Source organism: Staphylococcus cohnii subsp. cohnii, from assembly GCF_002902365.1.
Lineage (GTDB): Bacteria > Bacillota > Bacilli > Staphylococcales > Staphylococcaceae > Staphylococcus > Staphylococcus cohnii.
This window is the reverse complement of sequence record NZ_PPQC01000039.1, coordinates 16,501-36,639: the sequence shown is the minus strand read 5'-3', so window position 1 is coordinate 36,639 and position 20,139 is coordinate 16,501. Positions and strand designations below refer to the sequence as shown.

The window sequence follows — 20,139 nt, the reverse complement described above, 5'->3', positions numbered from 1 at the left end:
TACTAACAAGTTAAAAACTTGTTAGTAGTTTTTATATTTACATAAATAAATTAAGATTTGTGTTTAAATAGTTATTCTTTGTTAGAATAAAAGTAATGCTATAATAAAACAATACATAAATAATAAGTAAATTGTAGCATTTAGTAATTCTAACTAGGGTATCGATTTAGTTTTATAATTGAATATTGTATAATAATTAAGATTAAAGTTTAAACTCGAAATAAAGTACTATAGACAAATAGGAGTATATAAAATGAAATTTACGAATTTAACTGCAAAAGAGTTTGGTGCATTTGTTGATCATATGCCCAACAGTCATTTCACACAGATGGTAGGGAATTATGAATTAAAAATTGCAGAAGGCACAGAAACACATTTAGTAGGCGTTAAAAATAATGAAAATGAAGTTATAGCAGCATGTTTATTAACGGCTGTACCAGTTATGAAAATATTTAAATATTTTTATACAAATCGTGGACCAGTAATTGATTTTGAAAATAAAGAACTCGTCCATTATTTTTTCAATGAATTAGCTAAATATGTAAAAAAACATAATGCATTATATTTAAGAGTAGATCCATACTTAGCATACCAATATCGAAATCACGATGGAGATGTATTAGAAAATGCAGGTCATGATTGGATCTTCGATAAAATGAAACAACTTGGTTATAAACATCAAGGATTTTTAACTGGCTTTGATCCAATTATTCAAATAAGATTCCATTCCGTATTAGATTTAAAAGATAAAACAGCAAAAGATGTACTAAATGATATGGATAGTTTACGTAAACGTAATACGAAAAAAGTTCAAAAAAATGGCGTGAAGGTCAGATTCCTAGGCGAAGATGAATTACCTATTTTCCGTTCGTTTATGGAAGATACTTCAGAAACTAAAGATTTCGATGATAGAGAAGACAGTTTCTATTACAATAGATTAAAGTATTATAAGAATCGTGTATTGGTGCCATTAGCTTATATGGATTTTGAAGCATATATCGATGAACTGAAGTCAGAGCGTGAAGTGTTAAGTAAAGATATCAACAAAGCGCTTAAAGATATAGAAAAACGTCCTGAAAATAAAAAAGCATATAATAAAAAAGAAAATTTAGAAAAACAACTTATTGCAAATCAACAAAAAATTGATGAAGCTAAGTCATTACAAGAACAACACGGTAATGAATTACCGATTTCAGCAGCATTCTTTATTGTTAATCCGTACGAAGTAGTGTATTACGCTGGAGGAACATCTAACGAATTTAGACATTTTGCGGGAAGTTATGCAATACAATGGAAAATGATAAATTATGCAATCGATAATAATATTGATAGATATAACTTCTATGGCATAAGTGGTGATTTTTCAGAAGATGCAGAAGATGCAGGTGTTGTTAAATTTAAAAAAGGCTTTAACGCTAATGTAGTTGAATATGTTGGTGATTTTATAAAACCAATAAATAAACCAATGTACAAAGTTTATACAATGTTAAAGAGATTAAAAGATAAAAAGTAACACGTATTATATTTAGAAAGGAACTAGCTATAATGAAATTTACAGAGTTAACTGTCAAAGAATATGACAATTTTGTACAAAATCCAGCATTAGAGAGTCATTACTTTCAAGTAAAGGAAAATATAGCTACTAGAGAAGAAGATGGTTTTCAAGTTGTTTTATTAGGCTTAAAAGATGATGATAATCAAGTTATCGCAGCTAGTCTTTTCTCTAAAATCCCAACTATGGGTAGCTATGTATATTATTCAAACCGAGGTCCAGTCATGGATTATAATGATTTAGGTTTAGTTGATTTCTATTTACGTGAGTTAGATACTTACCTTCAAAAACAAAATTGTTTATATGTGAAAATGGATCCTTATTGGATATACCAAATTTATGATAAAGATATTAATCCAATGCCTGATTATCAAGAAAATGATGCGCTTGTTAATTTATTTAAATCACATGGATATACACATCATGGTTTTACAACAGAATATGATACATCAAGTCAAGTTAGATGGATGGGTGTACTTAATTTAGATGGTAAATCACCAACATCATTAAAAAAACAATTTGATAGCCAAAGAAAACGAAATATTAATAAAGCAATTAATTTTGGTGTGAAGGTAAGATTTTTAGAAAGAGATGAATTTGACATCTTTTTATCACTTTATCGTGAAACTGAAAAACGAGCTGGTTTTGTATCAAAAACTGATGAATATTTCTATAATTTTATCGATAATTATGGTGATAAAGCTTTAATTCCTCTAGCTTATATTGATCTAGATGAATATATTACGAATACGCAAGAAAGTATAAATGAAAAAGAAGCGCGTAGAGATCAAATGATGCAAAATGAAAATAAATCTGATAAGCAATTGAAAAAAATTGCTGAAATCGATAAACAAATTGAACATGACAAAAAAGAATTATTACATGCGAGTGAATTAAGACAGACAGATGGCTCAATCTTAAACCTTGCAGCAGGCGTATATTTTGCTAATGCGTATGAAGTGAATTATTTCTCAGGTGGGTCATCTGAAAAATACAATCAATATATGGGACCTTATATGATGCATTGGTTTATGATTAACTATTGTTTTGATCATGGATATGGCCGTTATAATTTCTATGGCTTATCTGGTGACTTCACTGAAAATAGTGAAGATTATGGTGTATATCGATTTAAACGAGGTTTCGGCGTACAAATTGAAGAATTAATTGGTGATTTTTATAAACCAATCAAAAAAACGAAGTATAAGTTATTCAATACGCTTAACAATATTAGAAAAAAAATTAAAAAATAAAAAGAAAGCATACTGGTATATAAGCCCTAAGCCAGTATGCTTTCTTATGTTCAAAAGAGGCTGAGACATGATGGATTCCTGCAGCCTCATTTCATGTAGGACGAAATCTAATTTTATTAAAAAGATTTCGTCCCACTCCCTTTGTGTGGATTATCATGCGATGTCAACTCTGGTTGTTTTCCACATTTTTAGTATATATCTCACTAATCAGAAGTGCAATATCATTTTATTATATAAACAGAATAGTAAATTAATAAATAATATTATTCAAAAATTTTAGGTTAAAAAAGTATTTCTAATATATTAGAAATACTTTTTTAAAATAATTAACGTAAAGCATCTATGAGATAAGTTATTCCAATAATAAAGAAAACTGCGCTCATAAATACAGCGATAACAACGGCAGCTATCAATGGATTAAACAATAAAATGATACCAAATATAATTTCTATAATGTTTAATATAATAGATACTATATGAAATCGTTTGTTTGCTCCTTCTGCTGGCGTAATCGTAAACATATTCAAAAGTGCATTAATAATAAACCATATAGCAAATAAATAAACAATAAATGTTGTACTTGTTACTACATTAAATAGTATAAGTATACCAATAATAATGTTGATAATACCTAAGATAATCAATAAATTTGAACCATTATGCGTGGCTTGTTTCATAATACGTCTTACAAAAATTTCAATAAAGCCATTAATTATAAATAAAATACCTATTAACCAAGTAATGGCAAATAAATTTTCTTCAGGAAAACTAATGATAAAAACGCCTATAATCAAAAAAAAGACACCTATTAATAAACTGGACCATTTAATACCTGATTTTTGTTGCATGTTTTTCACTCCAATCTCAATAATATTTACCCAAAATGAAAGTATTCAACACTTTAGTAAATAATAATATTATTATGTTAACAAAATTGAATAACAAAGTAACCTGTTTTGTTTGATTTAATAAATATTTAGGTTCAATCTATAATATGTATGGTTTTAAAATTAAGTATTCGTTTTAGGAGTGTATGATCAGTGGGAATTTCGATTCAAAAATCAATTTATAAAAAACTATTAAAAAATTTGGCGACTGAGCCGTTTAGTGTAACATTTTGGGATGGTTCAACCGTACATTATAACGATGGAATTGCTAAATTTCATTTAACTTTCAATAAGCCTAACTTTCAATAAGCCATTAAATAAAAAATTGTTAAAAGCAAATCCGATGATTGCATTAGCAGAAGGCTATATGGATAAGTATATTGAAGTCAGTGGTGATTTAGAATTTATTATGGAGTCCATCTTTTCACAACAAAAAAGTTTTATTAATAAACCTAAGCAAAAATATGTGCACTCTCGTAAAAAATATAAAAACAATAAAAAAACTGCGAAAGAAAATGCTTCATTTCATTATGATTTAGGCAACGATTTTTATCGCTTATGGTTAGATGAAACAATGAATTATTCTTGTGCATATTTTAAAACGAAAGAAGATTCGTTATATACAGCTCAAGTTAACAAGATTAACCATATATTAAAAAAGCTTAATTTACAATCTGGACAAAATTTATTAGATATTGGATCTGGATGGGGGCATCTTATTATTGAAGCTGCAAAACAATATAATGTCCAAACGTTAGGCATTACATTAAGTGAAGAACAATATATTAAAACAAAAGAGCGCATTAAAGCTGAAGGTTTGATCGGTCAAGTGGATGTTAAGTTAATGGATTATAGAGAACTTATTAATGAAAAGAGAACGTTTGATCGCATTGTAAGCGTAGGCATGTTAGAACATGTTGGCCATGATCATATTCCTATGTTCATGGAAAATACACATAAGCTATTGAACGATGGCGGTGTGGCTTTATTGCATTGTATTACTGGACTTGTAGAAGTAGAAGGTAACGACTTTCTCACTAAATATATTTTTCCTGGAGGTGCAATTCCTTCTATAAGAGAGTTAGTTGATAACATGTCACAAAATAACTTAAAAATTGTAGATGTAGAAAGTTTAAGAAGGCATTACACGTTAACTTTACGCAACTGGGCAGAAAATTTTGAAGCAAATATAGATAAAGTACGAGAACAATTTGATGAGAGGTTTATAAGAATGTGGCGTTTGTATTTGAATGCATGTGCAGCAAATTTCACATGTTGTGTTTCCGATTTGCACCAATTTTTAATCACAAAAGGCATCAATAACGAACTGACAATGACAAGAGATTATTTATACAAAGATAATTAAAATAAAATTTTTGATCAATAGTGTGGAGATTTTACTTTTTATCTCAACACTATTGATTTTTTTGTTATATAAGACAATCATTTAGTTAACGTTATTTATGTTATGTAAACCTATAATTATATATGTTTATTTTTAAACCATAAGTTAAGTAAGGATTGTTATAAATATTATCTGATAGCAATAGCAATACTCTTATAATTAATAGAAATTATAATTACTTTTTAAAGAAACATTTCATATGAAACGCTGAGAAGTTGATTTCTGAACGTTGAAATTTGTTTTTGTGTATCTATGTAAACGTGATTGCAACTGAAGAAAAAAATCATTTATGTTAATGTTATTGGCAATTACTGTAAATACACATTGAGGATGGTTAAGAAAAAGTAGAATTCATATAGTGATGTTCACCTGAATGCATTAAGATGTGATTGTCAGTTTTAAGTTAATTTTGTATTTGTAGCTTAAGTTTTTGTTAAATTAATTAAGGATTTATCATACGATGAACTTTATAGTTTTACAAATTAATAGATAAATCAGCATACATATATAAATTAATATTTTAGTTTACATAATATATATTATAGGAAGTTATATATTTTGATATAAGGTACCTATCTTATAATCATTATGCTATTTACCTTTGTTCTAATTTATTTCCGTTAGCTTTTTGAATAACCAATTTCATACTCTAGTCGTAGTTTAAATTAAATTATTCGTTATCTACTTTAATAACTACAATTATTAAGTCACTATGTATTCATTGTATATAGTTATTTGTATTGCATTTTAAATATGTAGGAATACGTATTAATCTATTAAACACTATACGAACGCTACAGTTTTAATTATTGACATTGAAAATATAGTTGATAATTTTACATAAAATATATGCCTTTATCAAATCGTAATTTTTTTGATTTAATAAAGGCATAGCATTATTGTTTGTTTTTTACATAAACATCTATTGCATCTTTAATAAATTGAGCAGTGCCTGTTCCAAATTTATCAATATTTACTTTGAATCTTTCGTCTTCAACATACATATTACCTAAGGACTCAAAAATATCTAATGTGTAATTAAAATCTAAGTTTGAATTTAAATAATCATACCATTTTTGTACGTTTGACTGGACTTCAACAGATTCTGGTGGCTGACTTTTTAAATTGGCGAAAGTTGAAAAGATATCATTCATTTCTTTTGTTTTTACATCTTTTTCTTTATCTGACCATGAGTTAATAGGTTGGTTAGCTTTTATAATCATGCTATCGCCCCACTTTTTACGTGCTTCTTCATCATAGCTTTGAGGTGAATTATCAAAATTAAAACCTTCGAATTTTTCTTTATTGGTCATTGTTATTTCTCCTTTCATATGACGTAATGTTTGATCGATTGTTTGAATCATTTGATCGGTACGATTTTTTCTTTCAATAAGTAATTGCTTGTGCATCTTTAATGCTTCTTGTCTGTCGAAAGACGGGCTATCAATGATTGATTTAATTTTTTTAAGAGAAAAGTCGAGTTCTCTAAAAAATAAAATTTGCTGTAATTTATCTAGGTCTGTTTCTGAATATAGCCGGTATCCTGACTTGGACAGTTTTGTTGGATTTAATAAATTAATTTCATCATAGTAATGTAACGTACGCACACTAATACCTACTAAATTGGCTATTTCTTTAACCGTCATTTGCATTTATCTTACCTCCTCATATAATGACTATAATGCTTAACGGAACGTTAGGGTCAATAATAAGTTTTTACATATTTTATAGCAGTATAAAAAAAAGTCCCTGAGACAAAATATGTCAGGGACTTTTAATCATATTAGTTGACGCAATTATTATGGAGTTAATTTTCTATGTTACATTTAAATAATTATTTTCTTCTTTTAAATTCATGTGCTTCGTCTTCAGGCGAGATACCACGTTTTTTCATTTCTTTTAATGCCTTTTTTTCTCGACGTTTACGTCTGAAGTCACGCGTAAAGTACCAAATTAAAAAGCTCATGATTAAACTTAATACCGCCATAAATGCAGCAAAACCTAGTAAAGGTTCGTAAGTAATATTTTCAAAATTAGGTATTAAGAATGCAGCAATAGCTAATATAACAAATGTTAAAATAGCAGGTGCAAACCATTTATTTAAAACAAGTGTACAGAATAATGTAACTACTATAACAGCCACTACTGTAATCCATAAAAAATTAGGTAAATCAAAAATAGTCATTTATAGCGCTCCTTATAAAAATCGACATATTAGTCATTATAACAATTATACTAAATAAAATTATATATCATATACATCTTGAGTAGTATAATAACATATTAAAATATTGCTTTAATCACGTCAAATTAACATTCTTTATATAATTAGACAACCTATTTTCTTACGCGTATTTGGTCTATAAACGCACTATTGTATCTTACTAGGTAATTTCATGTATAATTAAACATGAAATTAATATACATGATTAGGAGTGATTAGATGGCAGATACTTTACCACTTAGAAATGAAGTTCCAGCTGAAACAACTTGGGATATTTCAGCTTTATTTTCATCAGATGAAGCATTTTATCAAACTTTAGATAACACCACAGCAGCTGCTAAAACATTTAATGAAAATTATGTTCATCAATTAGATAATCCTACTATTATTGAAAAGGCATTAGCTATATATTCTGATATCTTGGTCCAATTAGATAAAATGGCAAATTATGCAGAATTGAGATTAAGTGTAGATACGGCGAATGAGCAAGCACAAACATTAAGTGCTAAATTTTCAAATACTTATGGAAAAATTGCGAGTGAGCTATCATTTGTTGAATCAGAAATATTGGAACTTTCTGATGATGTATTAAATCATTTTATTTCAACATCTAAATACCCACATTTTTTAAAGAAATTAAAAGAAAGTAAACCGTATCAACTTAGTCCTGAAGTCGAAAAAACATTAGCAAGTTTATCATCAGTGTTTGAACGCCCTTTTGAATTATATGGAATAACGAAGATGTTAGATATAGATTTTGATTCATTTGAATATAACGGTAAAACATACCCTTTAGATTATGCTACCTTTGAAAATGAATATGAAGATCATCCAGAAGAAGCATTTAGAAGGATTAGTTTCAAGAAATTTACTGATGCATTAAATAAGTATCAACATACAACTGCTGCTACATATAATATGCAAGTACAACAAGAAAAAATTGAAGCAGATTTACGTGGTTATGATTCTGTAATTGATTACCTGTTACAAGATCAAGAAATTACTCGAGATATGTTTGACCGTCAAATTGATGTTATTATGAGCAATTTAGCGCCTATTATGCAAAAATATGCGAAATTGATTAAACGTGTTCATGGCTTAGAAGTCATGCATTTTGAAGATTTAAAGATATCTATAGATCCTAATTACGAACCAGATATCTCTATTGAAGATTCTAAAAAATATATTTATGGCGCATTAAATGTATTAGGTGAAAATTATTTGAATATGGTTGAAACAGCTTATCAAGATAGATGGATAGATTTTGCTCAAAACAAAGGCAAAGATACAGGAGCGTATTGTGCAAGTCCATATGCTACACATTCATATATATTTATTTCTTGGACTGGTAAAATGACTGAGACATTTGTTTTAGCACATGAGTTAGGACACGCTGGCCATTTTACGTTAGCACAAAGTCATCAAAATTATTTGGAATCAGAACCATCCATGTATTTTGTAGAGGCACCATCGACAATGAATGAGATGTTAATGGCGAATTATTTATTCGAAAATAGTAGCGATGCTCAATTTAAGCGTTGGGTTATTGGTTCTATCATTTCTAGAACATATTATCACAATATGGTAACGCATTTACTGGAAGCAGCGTATCAACGCGAAGTATATAAAAAAGTTGATAATGGTGAATCACTAACTGCGCCAGTATTAAATCGAATTATGCTGGATGTGTACACTCAATTCTTTGGAGAAAGTGTTAAATTTACTAAAGGTTCAGAGCTTACATGGATGAGACAACCACATTATTATATGGGATTATATTCGTATACGTATTCTGCTGGCTTAACAATAGGTACAGTTATGTCACAACGTATTCAACAAGAAGGACAGCCTGCTGTGAATGATTGGTTAAAAACATTGCAAGCAGGTGGCAGTCAATCACCTACTGAATTGGCTCAATTGGCTGGTATTGATATTCGTACTGATCAGCCATTAAAATCTACAATTGCATATATAGGTAAATTGGTAGATGAGTTGGAGCAACTTACTGATGAAATTGAAGCAGGCAAGCATCAACACTAATAAATATAAATAAAGACATATTATTAAAAAAGCACGATGTCGATAAAATAAGCAAGTCCTGTTTTACAACTGGATGTAGCTTATCTTCAACATCGTGCTTTTTGCTTATTAGTCATATGATTCGTAACGTTCACCTGTGACAAAGTAAAAAATACTTTCTGCAACATTACTGATGTGGTCACCGATGCGTTCCAAATGTCTGGCTGCTAGATGCGCTTGTCCTGCAACAAAAGGGTCATTATCTATTAAATAAGTAGTATTAACAATATTTTTATATAAATCATCAATATCTTCGTCACGTTCAATAATTTCCTTAATCAAGGTAACATCGTCTCTTTTTACCGCATCATCTAAATCTTTTAACATTAATAATGCAAGTTTACCCATTGTGTTTAATCTTGTAAGCACGTATTCATCGGTGATTTTGGCTCGTAATCTAATTTCTGCAATATTAGCAGCATTATCACCAATTCTTTCAAAATCAGAAGCGATTTTTAATGCAGCCATCATCAACCTTAAATCAGTAGCGATGGGCTGTTGTTTAGTAATTAACATAATTACTTTTTCATTTATTTCTGTTTCTAAGGCATTGATGTCTTTATCGTTCGCAATTGTTTCCCGTGCATAATTTCTATCCTCTTCACTTAACGATTTTAATCCATATTCAATATTATAATATACGTGAAGGCCAAGTCGACGTAAATCTTTCATTAATGCGTCTAATTGGCCTTCATATTTCTCTCTAATAACCATATATTAACCGAAACGACCAGAGATATAATCTTCTGTTTGTTTATCAGATGGATTAGAGAAGATTTTATCCGTGTCGTCGTATTCATTTACATAACCGTTAAGGAAAAATGCTGTTTTATCAGATACACGCGCAGCTTGTTGCATATTATGTGTAACGATAATGATTGAATATTTTTCTTTTAGTTCTTGTACGAGCTCTTCTACTTTTAATGTTGAAATTGGATCTAGCGCAGATGTTGGTTCATCCATTAAAATAACATCTGGTTCAATTGCTAATGTACGTGCAATACAAACACGCTGTTGTTGGCCACCTGATAAGCTATACGCGTTTGTATCTAAGCGGTCTTTTAATTCATCCCATATTGCAGCGCCACGTAAAGATTTTTCTACAATTTCATCAAGAATCTTTTTGTTTTTAATACCATGTATTTTAGGTCCGTATGTGATATTATCATATATTGATTTTGGGAATGGGTTGGGTTGTTGGAACACCATTCCGACATTTGTTCTTAATTTTTCAACTGAATATTTTTCGTTGAAAATATTTTGATCACGGTAAATGATTTTACCTGCTGTTTTAACAGATGGTACAAGTTCTACCATTCTATTTAATGCTTTGATATAAGTAGATTTACCACAACCCGATGGTCCTATAATAGCAGTGACATTATTTTCTAAGATATCAAGATTTATGTTTTTTAAGGCATGATTATCGCCGTACCATAAATCTAGATTTTTTGTAGAATAGACAATTTTTTTCTCACTATCAGGAATTTTATGTTCTTTGTTATCTGTGTCTCTATCAATCGATGCAATTGGTACTGAATTTTGATTCGTATGTTCCGCTATTTTTGTTTTCTCTTCTTTAATTGTATCTTTAGCCATAATTAAAACTCCTTTTACGGTTACTTTCAAACTATAAAATTATAATTTCTCCCCAAAATAACCGTTTAATTAAATTTGATTTTGAAATAACATTAATATTTTTTACTGTATTTGTTTCTCAAGAATATCGCAATTGCGTTCATTAGCAGTAAAATGACTAGCAAGACAATGATACCGGCAGACGCAACATTTTGGAATTCATCTTGAGGTAGTTTTGCCCAATTGTAAATTGACATAGGTAATGCTTGAAATTGGTCGAATACACTTGAAGGTAAACTTAATAATACAGTCGGTATACCGATTAGTATGAGTGGTGCAGTTTCGCCTAATGCACGTGATAATGCTAGAATGAAACCTGTTAGTATACCTGGAATAGCTGCTGGTAAGACAACTCGACGTATTGTTTGCCATTTATTTCCACCTAAGCCATATGAAGCTTCTCTAACCGAGCTTGGCACCGATCTGATGGCTTCTTGGCTCGCAACGATAATGACTGGTAAGATAAGTAACGACATAGTTAAAGCCGCAGCAAGTACAGAGTTACTTAAAGCAAGCGCTTCTATACCCATACCTCTTACAAAAATAGTGAGACCAAGTAAACCAAAAACAACTGAAGGTACACCAGCTAAGTTTGAAATACTAACTTTAATAAAACTTGTTAATGCATTATCTTTAGCATATTCTTCTAAATAAATTGCTGTACCTACACCCAATATAATTGAAATTGGAATAATAGTAATCATTAACCAAATTGTACCGATTAAACCACCTTTCACACCGGCCATTGAAGGCGTAGAAGATGAGAAATTGGTGAAGAACGACGGTGTTAAATGCCCCGCGCCTTTAATGAGTGTATCTATAATTAAAGCAGCTAAAAAAAGTAAGGCTACTAAAGTACATGTGAAAAATGCCCATTTATTGAATTTATTTGTTGCTAACCTACTGGAAAGTTTTTTCTCAACTTTTTGTTGATTAACAAGCGCTTTAGTATTTGTCTCTGCCATATTAATACTCCTCTCTAAAGCGTTTCGTAATCCATTGTGAAATTAAATTCATCACAAGTGTGAATAAGAATAATGTGAAACCAACAGCATAGATACTGTAATAGATATCAGAGCCAAATGTCGCATCTCCTGTTGCTACTTGTACAATATATCCTGTCATTGTTTGGATTGACCCAGTTAAATCTAATGATGAACTAGGTGTACTACCTGCAGCGAGTGATACAATCATTGTTTCCCCGATTGCACGTGAAATAGCTAATACAATAGATGCCATGATACCTGAAGTAGCGGCTGGTAATATTACTTTTGTTGCAACTTCAAATTTTGTTGCGCCTAAACCAAGTGCACCTTCACGTATTTTGTTTGGTACTGATGACATAGCATCTTCACTCATACTTGAGATCAACGGAATAATCATAACGCCTACGACAATACCAGGACTAATTGAGTTAAAGCTGCCTAACTCAGGAAATATTGAACGGAGTACAGGTGTAACAAATGTTAAAGCGAAAAAGCCGAAAACAATAGTTGGTATCCCAGACAATATTTCTAATATAGGTTTTATTATTTTTCTTACTCTTGTTGAAGCATATTCACGTAAATATAAAGCAGCTCCTAACCCAAGAGGAACAGCAACGATTGTTGCAATAGCTGTAATTTTAAGCGTACCTAAAATTAATGCCCAAATACCATATTGTGGTGTTGATGAGAATGGATTCCAATCTTTAGAAAATAAAAATTCAGTTATTGGAACACGTGTGAAAAATGTAATGGTTTCTGTTAATAATGTAACGATAATCCCTACTGTTGCTAGAATTGAGCAAATTGCAATGATTCCCAGAATGATTGGTACAATTTTATCGCTAATGCCTTTTTTCTTAGCGTTATTGTTAGCAATCATTTCACTAATAGAAGTATTCTGATTAGCCATGTAAATACCCTTCTTTCGTATAGACTCCCAATATTTAAAATAAAGTTGGGACTGTTCTTCATCTAGCGTTTAGCAACATAGCGATTTTCACTATATTGTTAAACGCTAGATAAATTGAACTTGGAAGTAGATAGATCATTTTAATAATGTGTTTTGTCTATCTACTCCCGGAATCCCAACTTTAAAAATTGCTATTATGTTTATTTATCTTCTTTTTTGCTGTCTTCTTTGTCGCTATCTTTACCAATGATGTCTTTTAATTTACTTTGTTGTTCTGTGTAATCTTTTTCAGGTAAAGCAACAAATCCTGCTTCTTCAGCTGATTTTCCTTTATCCTTCATGACAAATTTCATGAAGTCTTGGAATCCTTCATTATCTTTTAATTTTTTCTCGTTAGTGTAGATATAAAGTGGTCTGCTTAATGCATAAGAACCATCTTGGATTGTTTTCTTAGTTGGTTCTGTTAATTGACCATTTTCATCTTTGATTTTAACTTCTTTTAATTTGTCTTTATTTTGTTTATAGAAGTTATAACCAAAGTAACCGACACTGTCTTTGTTTTTCTCTACTGATTGGACAATTGTATTTGTGTCAGCATTTTTCTCTGCTTTGATATCTTTTTTGTCCATAATTTCTTCAGAGAAGAAATCGTAAGTACCGTGTGATTGGTCAGGAGAGAATGCTTTAATTTCTTTATCTGGCCATTTTGAATTAACGTCTTTCCATGTTTTTGCTTTGCCTGAGTAGATTTCGCTTAATTGCTCTTTCGTAAGTTCATCTACAAAGTCATTTTCTTTATTCACTGTAATTGTTACACCATCTTGTGCAACTTTAAATTCATCATATTTAATACCTTTATCATCTAATTTTTTCTTTTCTTCATCTTTTATAGGTCTAGATGCATTTGAGAAATCAGTGCTGCCTGAAATGAATTTTTCGAATCCACCACCAGTTCCCGATGTACCATTTGATACAGTTACATCTGAATTATCTTTAGCAAATTTTTCATTTAATTTTTCAATGATTGGACCTACAGTAGATGAACCATCACCTTTAACTTCTCCACTTCCTTTACCAGAATCGCTATTTCCGCCGCCACAAGCTCCTAATAAAAGTGAAGCACCGATTACAGTAGTACCAAATAATTGCCATTTTTTCATTGAAACATCCTCCTAATAAGTGAATAACCCAAAAGTTATATGTATTTCTTACAGTTCCTATACTACACACCTTTTATTAAATACAAATATAGTTAATGTAAATGTTTTGTTAAGTATTTATTGACCTTGTTTACAAAATTCACAATGGTAGGATCTATGGCGTATGTTTTTAATTAAACCTTGATATGACAACATTTGTAAAAATATGAATATTACAAAAAGCGCATGATTTGTAACATAAAAACAAAAAAATCCTGTGCTACATGTTGATTTATGTAGTACAGGATAAAATTATAAATATTTAAACACTATTTAATATAGAAAGAACTAGTCTTCAACTCTGCTCCAACCTTTATTAGTTAGCGCGATTTTACCAGTTTCAATTGTTATAATTTTGTTTTTATATAAATGACCAATCGCACGTTTAAATGCGCCTTTACTCATATTAAATACTTCCTTAATAGCTTCGGGGCTTGATTTGTCCCAAAACGGAAGTTCGCCATCATATTCAACAAGTAAATTAAAAATATGTTGACCATCTTCGTCAAGTCTTTCATGAGCAAATGGTAAAAAAGAACCGTTGAGTTCCCCTTTTTCATTATGCCCGATAATTCGAACTTCTAGCTTTTCACCTAAGCGAGGTTCAGATTTACGTTCAGACTCATGTACGAATATTTTGTGACCATCTTTGGATAACATGAAGCTTCCGATTCTCAATACTCTGTATGGTCTTGCTTCGATAACTTTATTTTGTAATGTATCATCGTTTACTGGTGTGTACATTGAATCAACAATTGTTTCAGTTGCTAGACGAGCAAACATGTTGTTTTCGCTATCAATACGTAAAGTAACTAATAATTCATCACCTTGTATTGGCCATACATCTTTTACTTTTGGTAAATCAATCCACGGAATTAAAACTTCCCTTGGAAGAGCTACGTCAACGTGTGCACCATCTCGATCGGTTTTTAAAACTTTCACAAAATCATATTTGCTAGTAGTAATGTCTGGCATATTTTGTGTAGCAAACAATGCGCCAGATCTATTAGGATAAATGAAAAAGCTATATTCCTCGCCTATGATTAAATCATCTTCTTCATTTACTTCTGATTGATTGAGTTTAACTTCTTCTCCGTTTGGTCCTTGTAACTTGTAAGTAGATCCTTCTAATCCAACAACTTCAAGAAATTCAATGGAACCTACAATATTTTTCTCTTCTTGGGCCATACTGTTCTCCTTCGTACTTTAATTTATTCTTATCTATTATAACATGCTATAAAGAAACAAGCATCAACTCATTGTGAATGGTCGAAACTCCCTCTTAAGTGTGTTATAATTTGTCCGGTAGATTAACGTAAAGGAGCAAATGCATGTTACAAGTTACTGATGTGAGTTTACGATTTGGCGATCGTAAATTATTCGAGGATGTAAATATTAAATTTACAGAAGGAAATTGTTATGGTTTGATTGGAGCAAATGGTGCTGGGAAATCGACATTTTTAAAGATTTTATCTGGTGAGTTGGATGCGCAATCAGGTCATGTATCTATGGGAAAAGACGAACGTTTAGCAATCTTAAAACAGGATCACTTTGCATATGAAGAAGAACGCGTGATTGATGTTGTAATTAAAGGACATGAACGTCTATATGAAGTGATGAAAGAAAAAGATGAAATTTATATGAAACCGGATTTCAGTGATGAAGACGGTATCAGAGCTGCAGAATTAGAAGGTGAATTTGCTGAAATGGACGGCTGGAATGCCGAAGCAGATGCAGGTTCTTTATTATCTGGATTAGGTATATCTGCAGATTTACAAGATAAAAAAATGGCTGAATTAGAAAATAACCAAAAAGTAAAAGTATTATTAGCCCAAAGTTTGTTTGGTAAACCTGATGTACTACTACTTGATGAACCGACCAATGGTTTGGACATCCCTGCAATAAGTTGGTTAGAAGATTTCTTAATCAATTTTGAAAATACAGTGATTGTGGTATCACATGACCGACACTTTTTAAATAATGTATGTACACATATTGCAGACTTAGATTATGGAAAAATAAAAGTATACGTAGGTAACTATGATTTTTGGTATCAATCAAGTCAATTAGCAATGAAAATGGCACAAGAACAAAACAAGAAAAAAGAAGAAAAGATTAAAGAATTACAAGATTTCGTTGCACGTTTCTCTGCAAATGCATCTAAATCTAAACAAGCAACAAGTCGTAAAAAACAACTAGAAAAAATTGAACTAGATGATATTCAACCTTCTTCACGTCGTTATCCATATGTGAAATTCACGCCAGAACGTGAAATCGGTAATGATTTACTATTTGTAGAAAATGTATCAAAAACGATAGATGGTAATAAAGTATTAGATAATATTTCTTTTACAATGAATCCTAATGATAAAGCAGTTTTAATTGGAGATAGTGAAATTGCGAAAACGACATTACTCAAAATATTAGCTGGTGAAATGACGCCAGACGAAGGAACTGTAAAATGGGGTGTTACGACTTCACGTAGTTACTTCCCTAAAGATAACTCTGAATACTTCGAAGGTGTAAATATGAACCTTGTTGATTGGTTGCGTCAATATGCACCTGAAGACGAACAAACTGAAACATTCTTAAGAGGTTTCTTAGGCCGCATGTTATTTAGTGGTGAAGAAGTTAAGAAAAAAGCGAGTGTTTTATCTGGTGGAGAAAAAGTGCGCTGTATGTTAAGTAAAATGATGTTATCTAGTGCGAATGTTTTATTACTAGATGAACCAACGAACCACTTAGACTTAGAAAGTATTACTGCAGTAAACGATGGTTTGAAAAATTTCAAAGGTTCAATGATTTTCACATCGTATGATTTTGAATTTATCAACACAATTGCGAACCGAGTAATTGACTTAAATCCTACAGGTGGTTTATCAAAAGAAATATCTTATGAAGCTTATTTACAAGAAACTGGCGTATTAAATAAATAAAACCATTAAAATACAGAAGTATATTAGTCAACATAGAGATTAAAAGTATTGCATATTTCGATGGTAAATTATATAGCAAATAGCGTCATTAAGCATATATGAAATATACTATTAATAGATGAAATTATATGTTGAAGCTGAAATATTAATATGTCTCAGCTCAGACTGTCGACAAAGTCTCTGACTTTGTTGGCAGTTTTTTTGTGCACGCTTTCCGTGGGCACTGCCTTAGCCTGTAGTCTTCGGCTATTGCACTTCCCACAGGAGTCGACCCAAATCACTGCCAATATCTCACTAAAAACACTATTAATTCAGAGAATTAGCAGCCTAGTACCATTGTGTTTTTAGTGAGTTCTCATTCTAAGGGTTCAGCGCTTTAATGCTAAGGGTTTGTCTAAGTTATGAAGCTAAGATATTGATTTATCTCGGTTTTTTGTTTATAGTTTTCTCCCCAATGAAGTCTAAATATTAGTCATAAATGGTTATGCATTATATAATCAAAAGCATATATCGTTATGGAGGTATGTAAATGGAACAGTTAAATATGTTAGATGGACAAGTGATTCCTCAAATTGGGTTTGGTTCATATAAGTTAAATGGTGCTCATGGTGCACATGCGATTGTGAATGCATTAGAACAAGGTTATCGTTTATTAGATACAGCTTATAATTATGAAAATGAAGGAACAGTTGGTAAAGCAATCGAGATGAGCAGTGTTTCAAGAGATCAAATTATGATTACTTCAAAATTGCCTGGACGTTATCAATCTTACGATGATGCACTGACTGCAATACAGGAATCAATTTATCGCTTAGGTGTTGATTATCTTGATTTATATTTAATCCACTGGCCTAATCCTAAACAAGGTAAATATGTTGAAGCTTGGCAAGCAATGATTGCTGCACAAAAAGCAGGCTTAATAAAATCAATTGGTGTGTGTAATTTTTTACCAGAACATATCGAAACATTACAACAAGAAACAGGTGTTTTACCAGTTGTAAACCAAATTGAATTACACCCGTATTTCAATCAAGAAGCATTGGTTCAGTACAACACATCCAAAGGAATTGTTACTCAAGCATGGAGTCCATTAGGTCGTGCTTCTAGTGTTATTGATGATGAAAATCTTGTCGAAATTGCTACAAAACATAATAAAACCATTCCTAACCATTCCTCAAGTTATATTAAAATGGCATATTCAAAATGGTGTTGTACCTATTCCAAAGTCTACAACTGTATCAAGACAACTGCAAAATATGGATATTTTTGACTTTTATCTTGATAGTAATGATATTGAGAAAATCAATGCATTAACACGTACAGATGGCAGACGTAAAGATCAAGATCCTGCCACTTATGAAGAATTTTAAATTAATAGTTCATACATTTGGATATATTAATATTTGAAATTTGAAATATATACATTTACACTTATTTAGTAAAATACTAATAAAATAGTTTAATTTTTCAGTAAATTTAAAAAACTTTGTAAAAGCGGTTTACAGTATATATAAGCATATGTATAATATGAATCATAAACAAAATTAAATAAGTTTTGATGAGGCGCATCAATCATTAGTAAATTTTAGAAGAACCTGTCTGCTAGCAGCTAATTTTGAAAGGGTGAGATGCCGAAACAGTTATAATAGCAGCTTATAACAAGTTGGACTTTATGGTTAAGAGCTAAGAGTCTGTCATTATTTTAAAATAATGGAGTGCATCACTTGTATATAAATTATAGAACAGGTTCGCATTCCGGACTTGTTCTTTTTTTATATTACTGTGATTCTCCCCTATCAAATGAGGAGGATATGGAATTGGAAAGAAGTGTTTTGAAATTTGGAGGTTCTTCCGTAAGTGATTTTACTAAAATTAAAAATATAGCAGGCATGTTAAAAACAAGAGTTGATGAAGGCGAACAACTTATCGTTGTCGTTAGTGCAATGGGCAAAACAACAGATGAGCTGATGGCTAATGTTTCAACGCTTACTACGACACCCAAAGATCAAGAATTGGCCTTGCTATTAACAACCGGTGAACAACAGACCGTTTCCTATTTGTCGATGGTATTAAACGATATCGGTGTAAACGCAAAAGCGATGACTGGATATCAAGCAGGAATTAAAACAGTTGGTCATCATTTAAAAAGTAAAATTGCTGAAATCAATCCCAGTACATTTGAACAAGCTTTTGAAAACAATGATGTACTAGTGATAGCAGGGTTTCAAGGTATTAATGATGAATTAGAAATAACTACCTTAGGTCGTGGTGGCTCAGACACGACTGCTGTAGCTTTAGCTGCAAGTAATCAAACGACTTGTGAGATATATACTGATGTAGATGGTGTGTATGCGACAGATCCAAGGGTTTACAAAGAGGCAAAACGATTAGCATATGTATCTTATGAGGAAATGATGGAGATGAGTGCTTTAGGTGCAGGTGTACTTGAAACTAGAAGCGTGGAATTAGCAAATAATTATAACATCCCACTGTATTTAGGAAGAACTTTATCAAATGTGAAAGGAACATGGATTATGTCACAAGCAGAATTATTAGAAAAAAAAGCAGTTACTGGTGTAGCATTAGATACACACATGTTACATGTTACAATTAGTTATCCCCTACCGGACAATAGATTATTGACGGATTTATTCAATCATTTAGAAGAAGGATCAGTCAATGTGGATATGATTTCTCAAATTATTAATTTGGAAGGATTGCAAATGTCTTTTACAATCAAAGATACAGATGCTGTTCAAATAACAAACATCTTAGATGTGTTAAAAGAAAGGTTTAATGCATTAGACTTCAAGATTAACGAAGGATACGTTAAACTTTCATTAATCGGCTCTGGTATGCGAGATATGTCTGGTGTTGCTTCAAAGGCATTTATTACATTGATTGAAAATGATATTGCTTTTTATCAAACCACCACATCAGAAATTAGTATTTCATGTGTAATAGATTCCGAAAATAGTGAACGTGCAGTTCACGCCTTATATCAAACTTTTGATATCTGAATTTTCTAAATATAATTAATCTTAAAAAAATTATAAAAATGAAAATGGAG

General features: G+C 31.0%; 14 protein-coding genes, 2 pseudogenes and 1 riboswitch. Of the genes and pseudogenes, 7 read left to right on the top strand and 9 right to left on the bottom strand.

The genetic code is table 11. The annotated features are described in order from the left end of the window. Nucleotides 1-253: 253 nt before the first annotated feature. Together CD032_RS07130 and CD032_RS07125 are read left to right on the top strand one after the other, a co-directional pair. On the top strand, nt 254-1,513 hold the full coding sequence (locus CD032_RS07130; protein ID WP_019468762.1) for an aminoacyltransferase: 1,260 nt from the start codon (nt 254-256) through the stop codon (nt 1,511-1,513). A 32-nt stretch (nt 1,514-1,545) separates the two neighbouring features. Continuing rightward, the gene (locus CD032_RS07125) at nt 1,546-2,805 is read left to right on the top strand and encodes an aminoacyltransferase (protein ID WP_019468763.1); all 1,260 of its coding nucleotides are present in this window, start codon (nt 1,546-1,548) and stop codon (nt 2,803-2,805) included. A gap of 326 nt (nt 2,806-3,131) precedes the next feature. Here CD032_RS07125 and CD032_RS07120 read toward each other — a convergent pair whose 3' ends face one another. Next, the gene (locus CD032_RS07120; protein WP_019468764.1) at nt 3,132-3,653 is read right to left on the bottom strand and encodes a DUF308 domain-containing protein; all 522 of its coding nucleotides are present in this window, start codon (nt 3,651-3,653) and stop codon (nt 3,132-3,134) included. Nucleotides 3,654-3,857: 204 nt separating this feature from the next. Here CD032_RS07120 and CD032_RS07115 point away from each other — a divergent pair. After that, a pseudogene (locus CD032_RS07115) lies at nt 3,858-5,058 on the top strand (class I SAM-dependent methyltransferase). Between the two features lie 935 nt (nt 5,059-5,993). On the opposite strand, the gene CD032_RS07110 reads toward CD032_RS07115, so the two are convergent. Together CD032_RS07110 and CD032_RS07105 are read right to left on the bottom strand one after the other, a co-directional pair. After that, on the bottom strand, nt 5,994-6,749 hold the full coding sequence (locus CD032_RS07110; protein WP_019468767.1) for a MerR family transcriptional regulator: 756 nt from the start codon (nt 6,747-6,749) through the stop codon (nt 5,994-5,996). A gap of 182 nt (nt 6,750-6,931) precedes the next feature. Continuing rightward, nucleotides 6,932-7,282, bottom strand: a complete 351-nt coding sequence (locus tag CD032_RS07105; RefSeq protein ID WP_019468768.1) for a hypothetical protein — start codon at nt 7,280-7,282, stop codon at nt 6,932-6,934. A gap of 258 nt (nt 7,283-7,540) precedes the next feature. Here CD032_RS07105 and pepF point away from each other — a divergent pair, with 258 nt between their 5' ends. Continuing rightward, nucleotides 7,541-9,361, top strand: a complete 1,821-nt coding sequence (gene pepF / locus CD032_RS07100; RefSeq protein ID WP_040029854.1) for an oligoendopeptidase F — start codon at nt 7,541-7,543, stop codon at nt 9,359-9,361. Nucleotides 9,362-9,469: 108 nt separating this feature from the next. Here pepF and phoU read toward each other — a convergent pair whose 3' ends face one another. From phoU to CD032_RS07070, 6 genes are all read right to left on the bottom strand, one after another. Further along, nucleotides 9,470-10,114 (bottom strand): phosphate signaling complex protein PhoU, encoded by a 645-nt coding sequence (gene phoU, locus CD032_RS07095; protein WP_019468770.1) that lies wholly within the window; start codon nt 10,112-10,114, stop codon nt 9,470-9,472. Between the two features lie 3 nt (nt 10,115-10,117). Beyond that, nucleotides 10,118-10,999 carry a phosphate ABC transporter ATP-binding protein PstB gene (gene pstB, locus CD032_RS07090; RefSeq protein ID WP_019468771.1) on the bottom strand — a complete coding sequence of 294 codons (882 nt, stop codon included), beginning with the start codon at nt 10,997-10,999 and terminating at the stop codon, nt 10,118-10,120. Nucleotides 11,000-11,091: 92 nt separating this feature from the next. Continuing rightward, nucleotides 11,092-12,003 (bottom strand): phosphate ABC transporter permease PstA, encoded by a 912-nt coding sequence (gene pstA / locus CD032_RS07085; RefSeq protein ID WP_019468772.1) that lies wholly within the window; start codon nt 12,001-12,003, stop codon nt 11,092-11,094. 1 nt (nt 12,004) lies between these two features. Further along, nucleotides 12,005-12,934 (bottom strand): phosphate ABC transporter permease subunit PstC, encoded by a 930-nt coding sequence (gene pstC, locus CD032_RS07080; RefSeq protein WP_103211337.1) that lies wholly within the window; start codon nt 12,932-12,934, stop codon nt 12,005-12,007. A gap of 200 nt (nt 12,935-13,134) precedes the next feature. Next, nucleotides 13,135-14,094 carry a PstS family phosphate ABC transporter substrate-binding protein gene (locus tag CD032_RS07075; protein ID WP_019468774.1) on the bottom strand — a complete coding sequence of 320 codons (960 nt, stop codon included), beginning with the start codon at nt 14,092-14,094 and terminating at the stop codon, nt 13,135-13,137. Between the two features lie 327 nt (nt 14,095-14,421). After that, nucleotides 14,422-15,321 (bottom strand): CvfB family protein, encoded by a 900-nt coding sequence (locus CD032_RS07070; RefSeq protein ID WP_019468775.1) that lies wholly within the window; start codon nt 15,319-15,321, stop codon nt 14,422-14,424. Nucleotides 15,322-15,464: 143 nt separating this feature from the next. On the opposite strand from CD032_RS07070, the gene CD032_RS07065 reads away from it, so the two are divergent. From CD032_RS07065 to CD032_RS07055, 3 genes and pseudogenes are all read left to right on the top strand, one after another. Then, complete coding sequence (locus CD032_RS07065; protein ID WP_019468776.1) at nt 15,465-17,069, top strand: ABC-F family ATP-binding cassette domain-containing protein; 1,605 nt, start codon at nt 15,465-15,467, stop codon at nt 17,067-17,069. A 529-nt stretch (nt 17,070-17,598) separates the two neighbouring features. Beyond that, a pseudogene (locus tag CD032_RS07060) lies at nt 17,599-18,439 on the top strand (aldo/keto reductase). Nucleotides 18,440-18,619: 180 nt separating this feature from the next. Next, a riboswitch (Lysine riboswitch) is annotated at nt 18,620-18,798 on the top strand. Between the two features lie 82 nt (nt 18,799-18,880). Further along, the gene (locus CD032_RS07055; protein WP_172459300.1) at nt 18,881-20,089 is read left to right on the top strand and encodes an aspartate kinase; all 1,209 of its coding nucleotides are present in this window, start codon (nt 18,881-18,883) and stop codon (nt 20,087-20,089) included. Nucleotides 20,090-20,139: the final 50 nt, after the last annotated feature.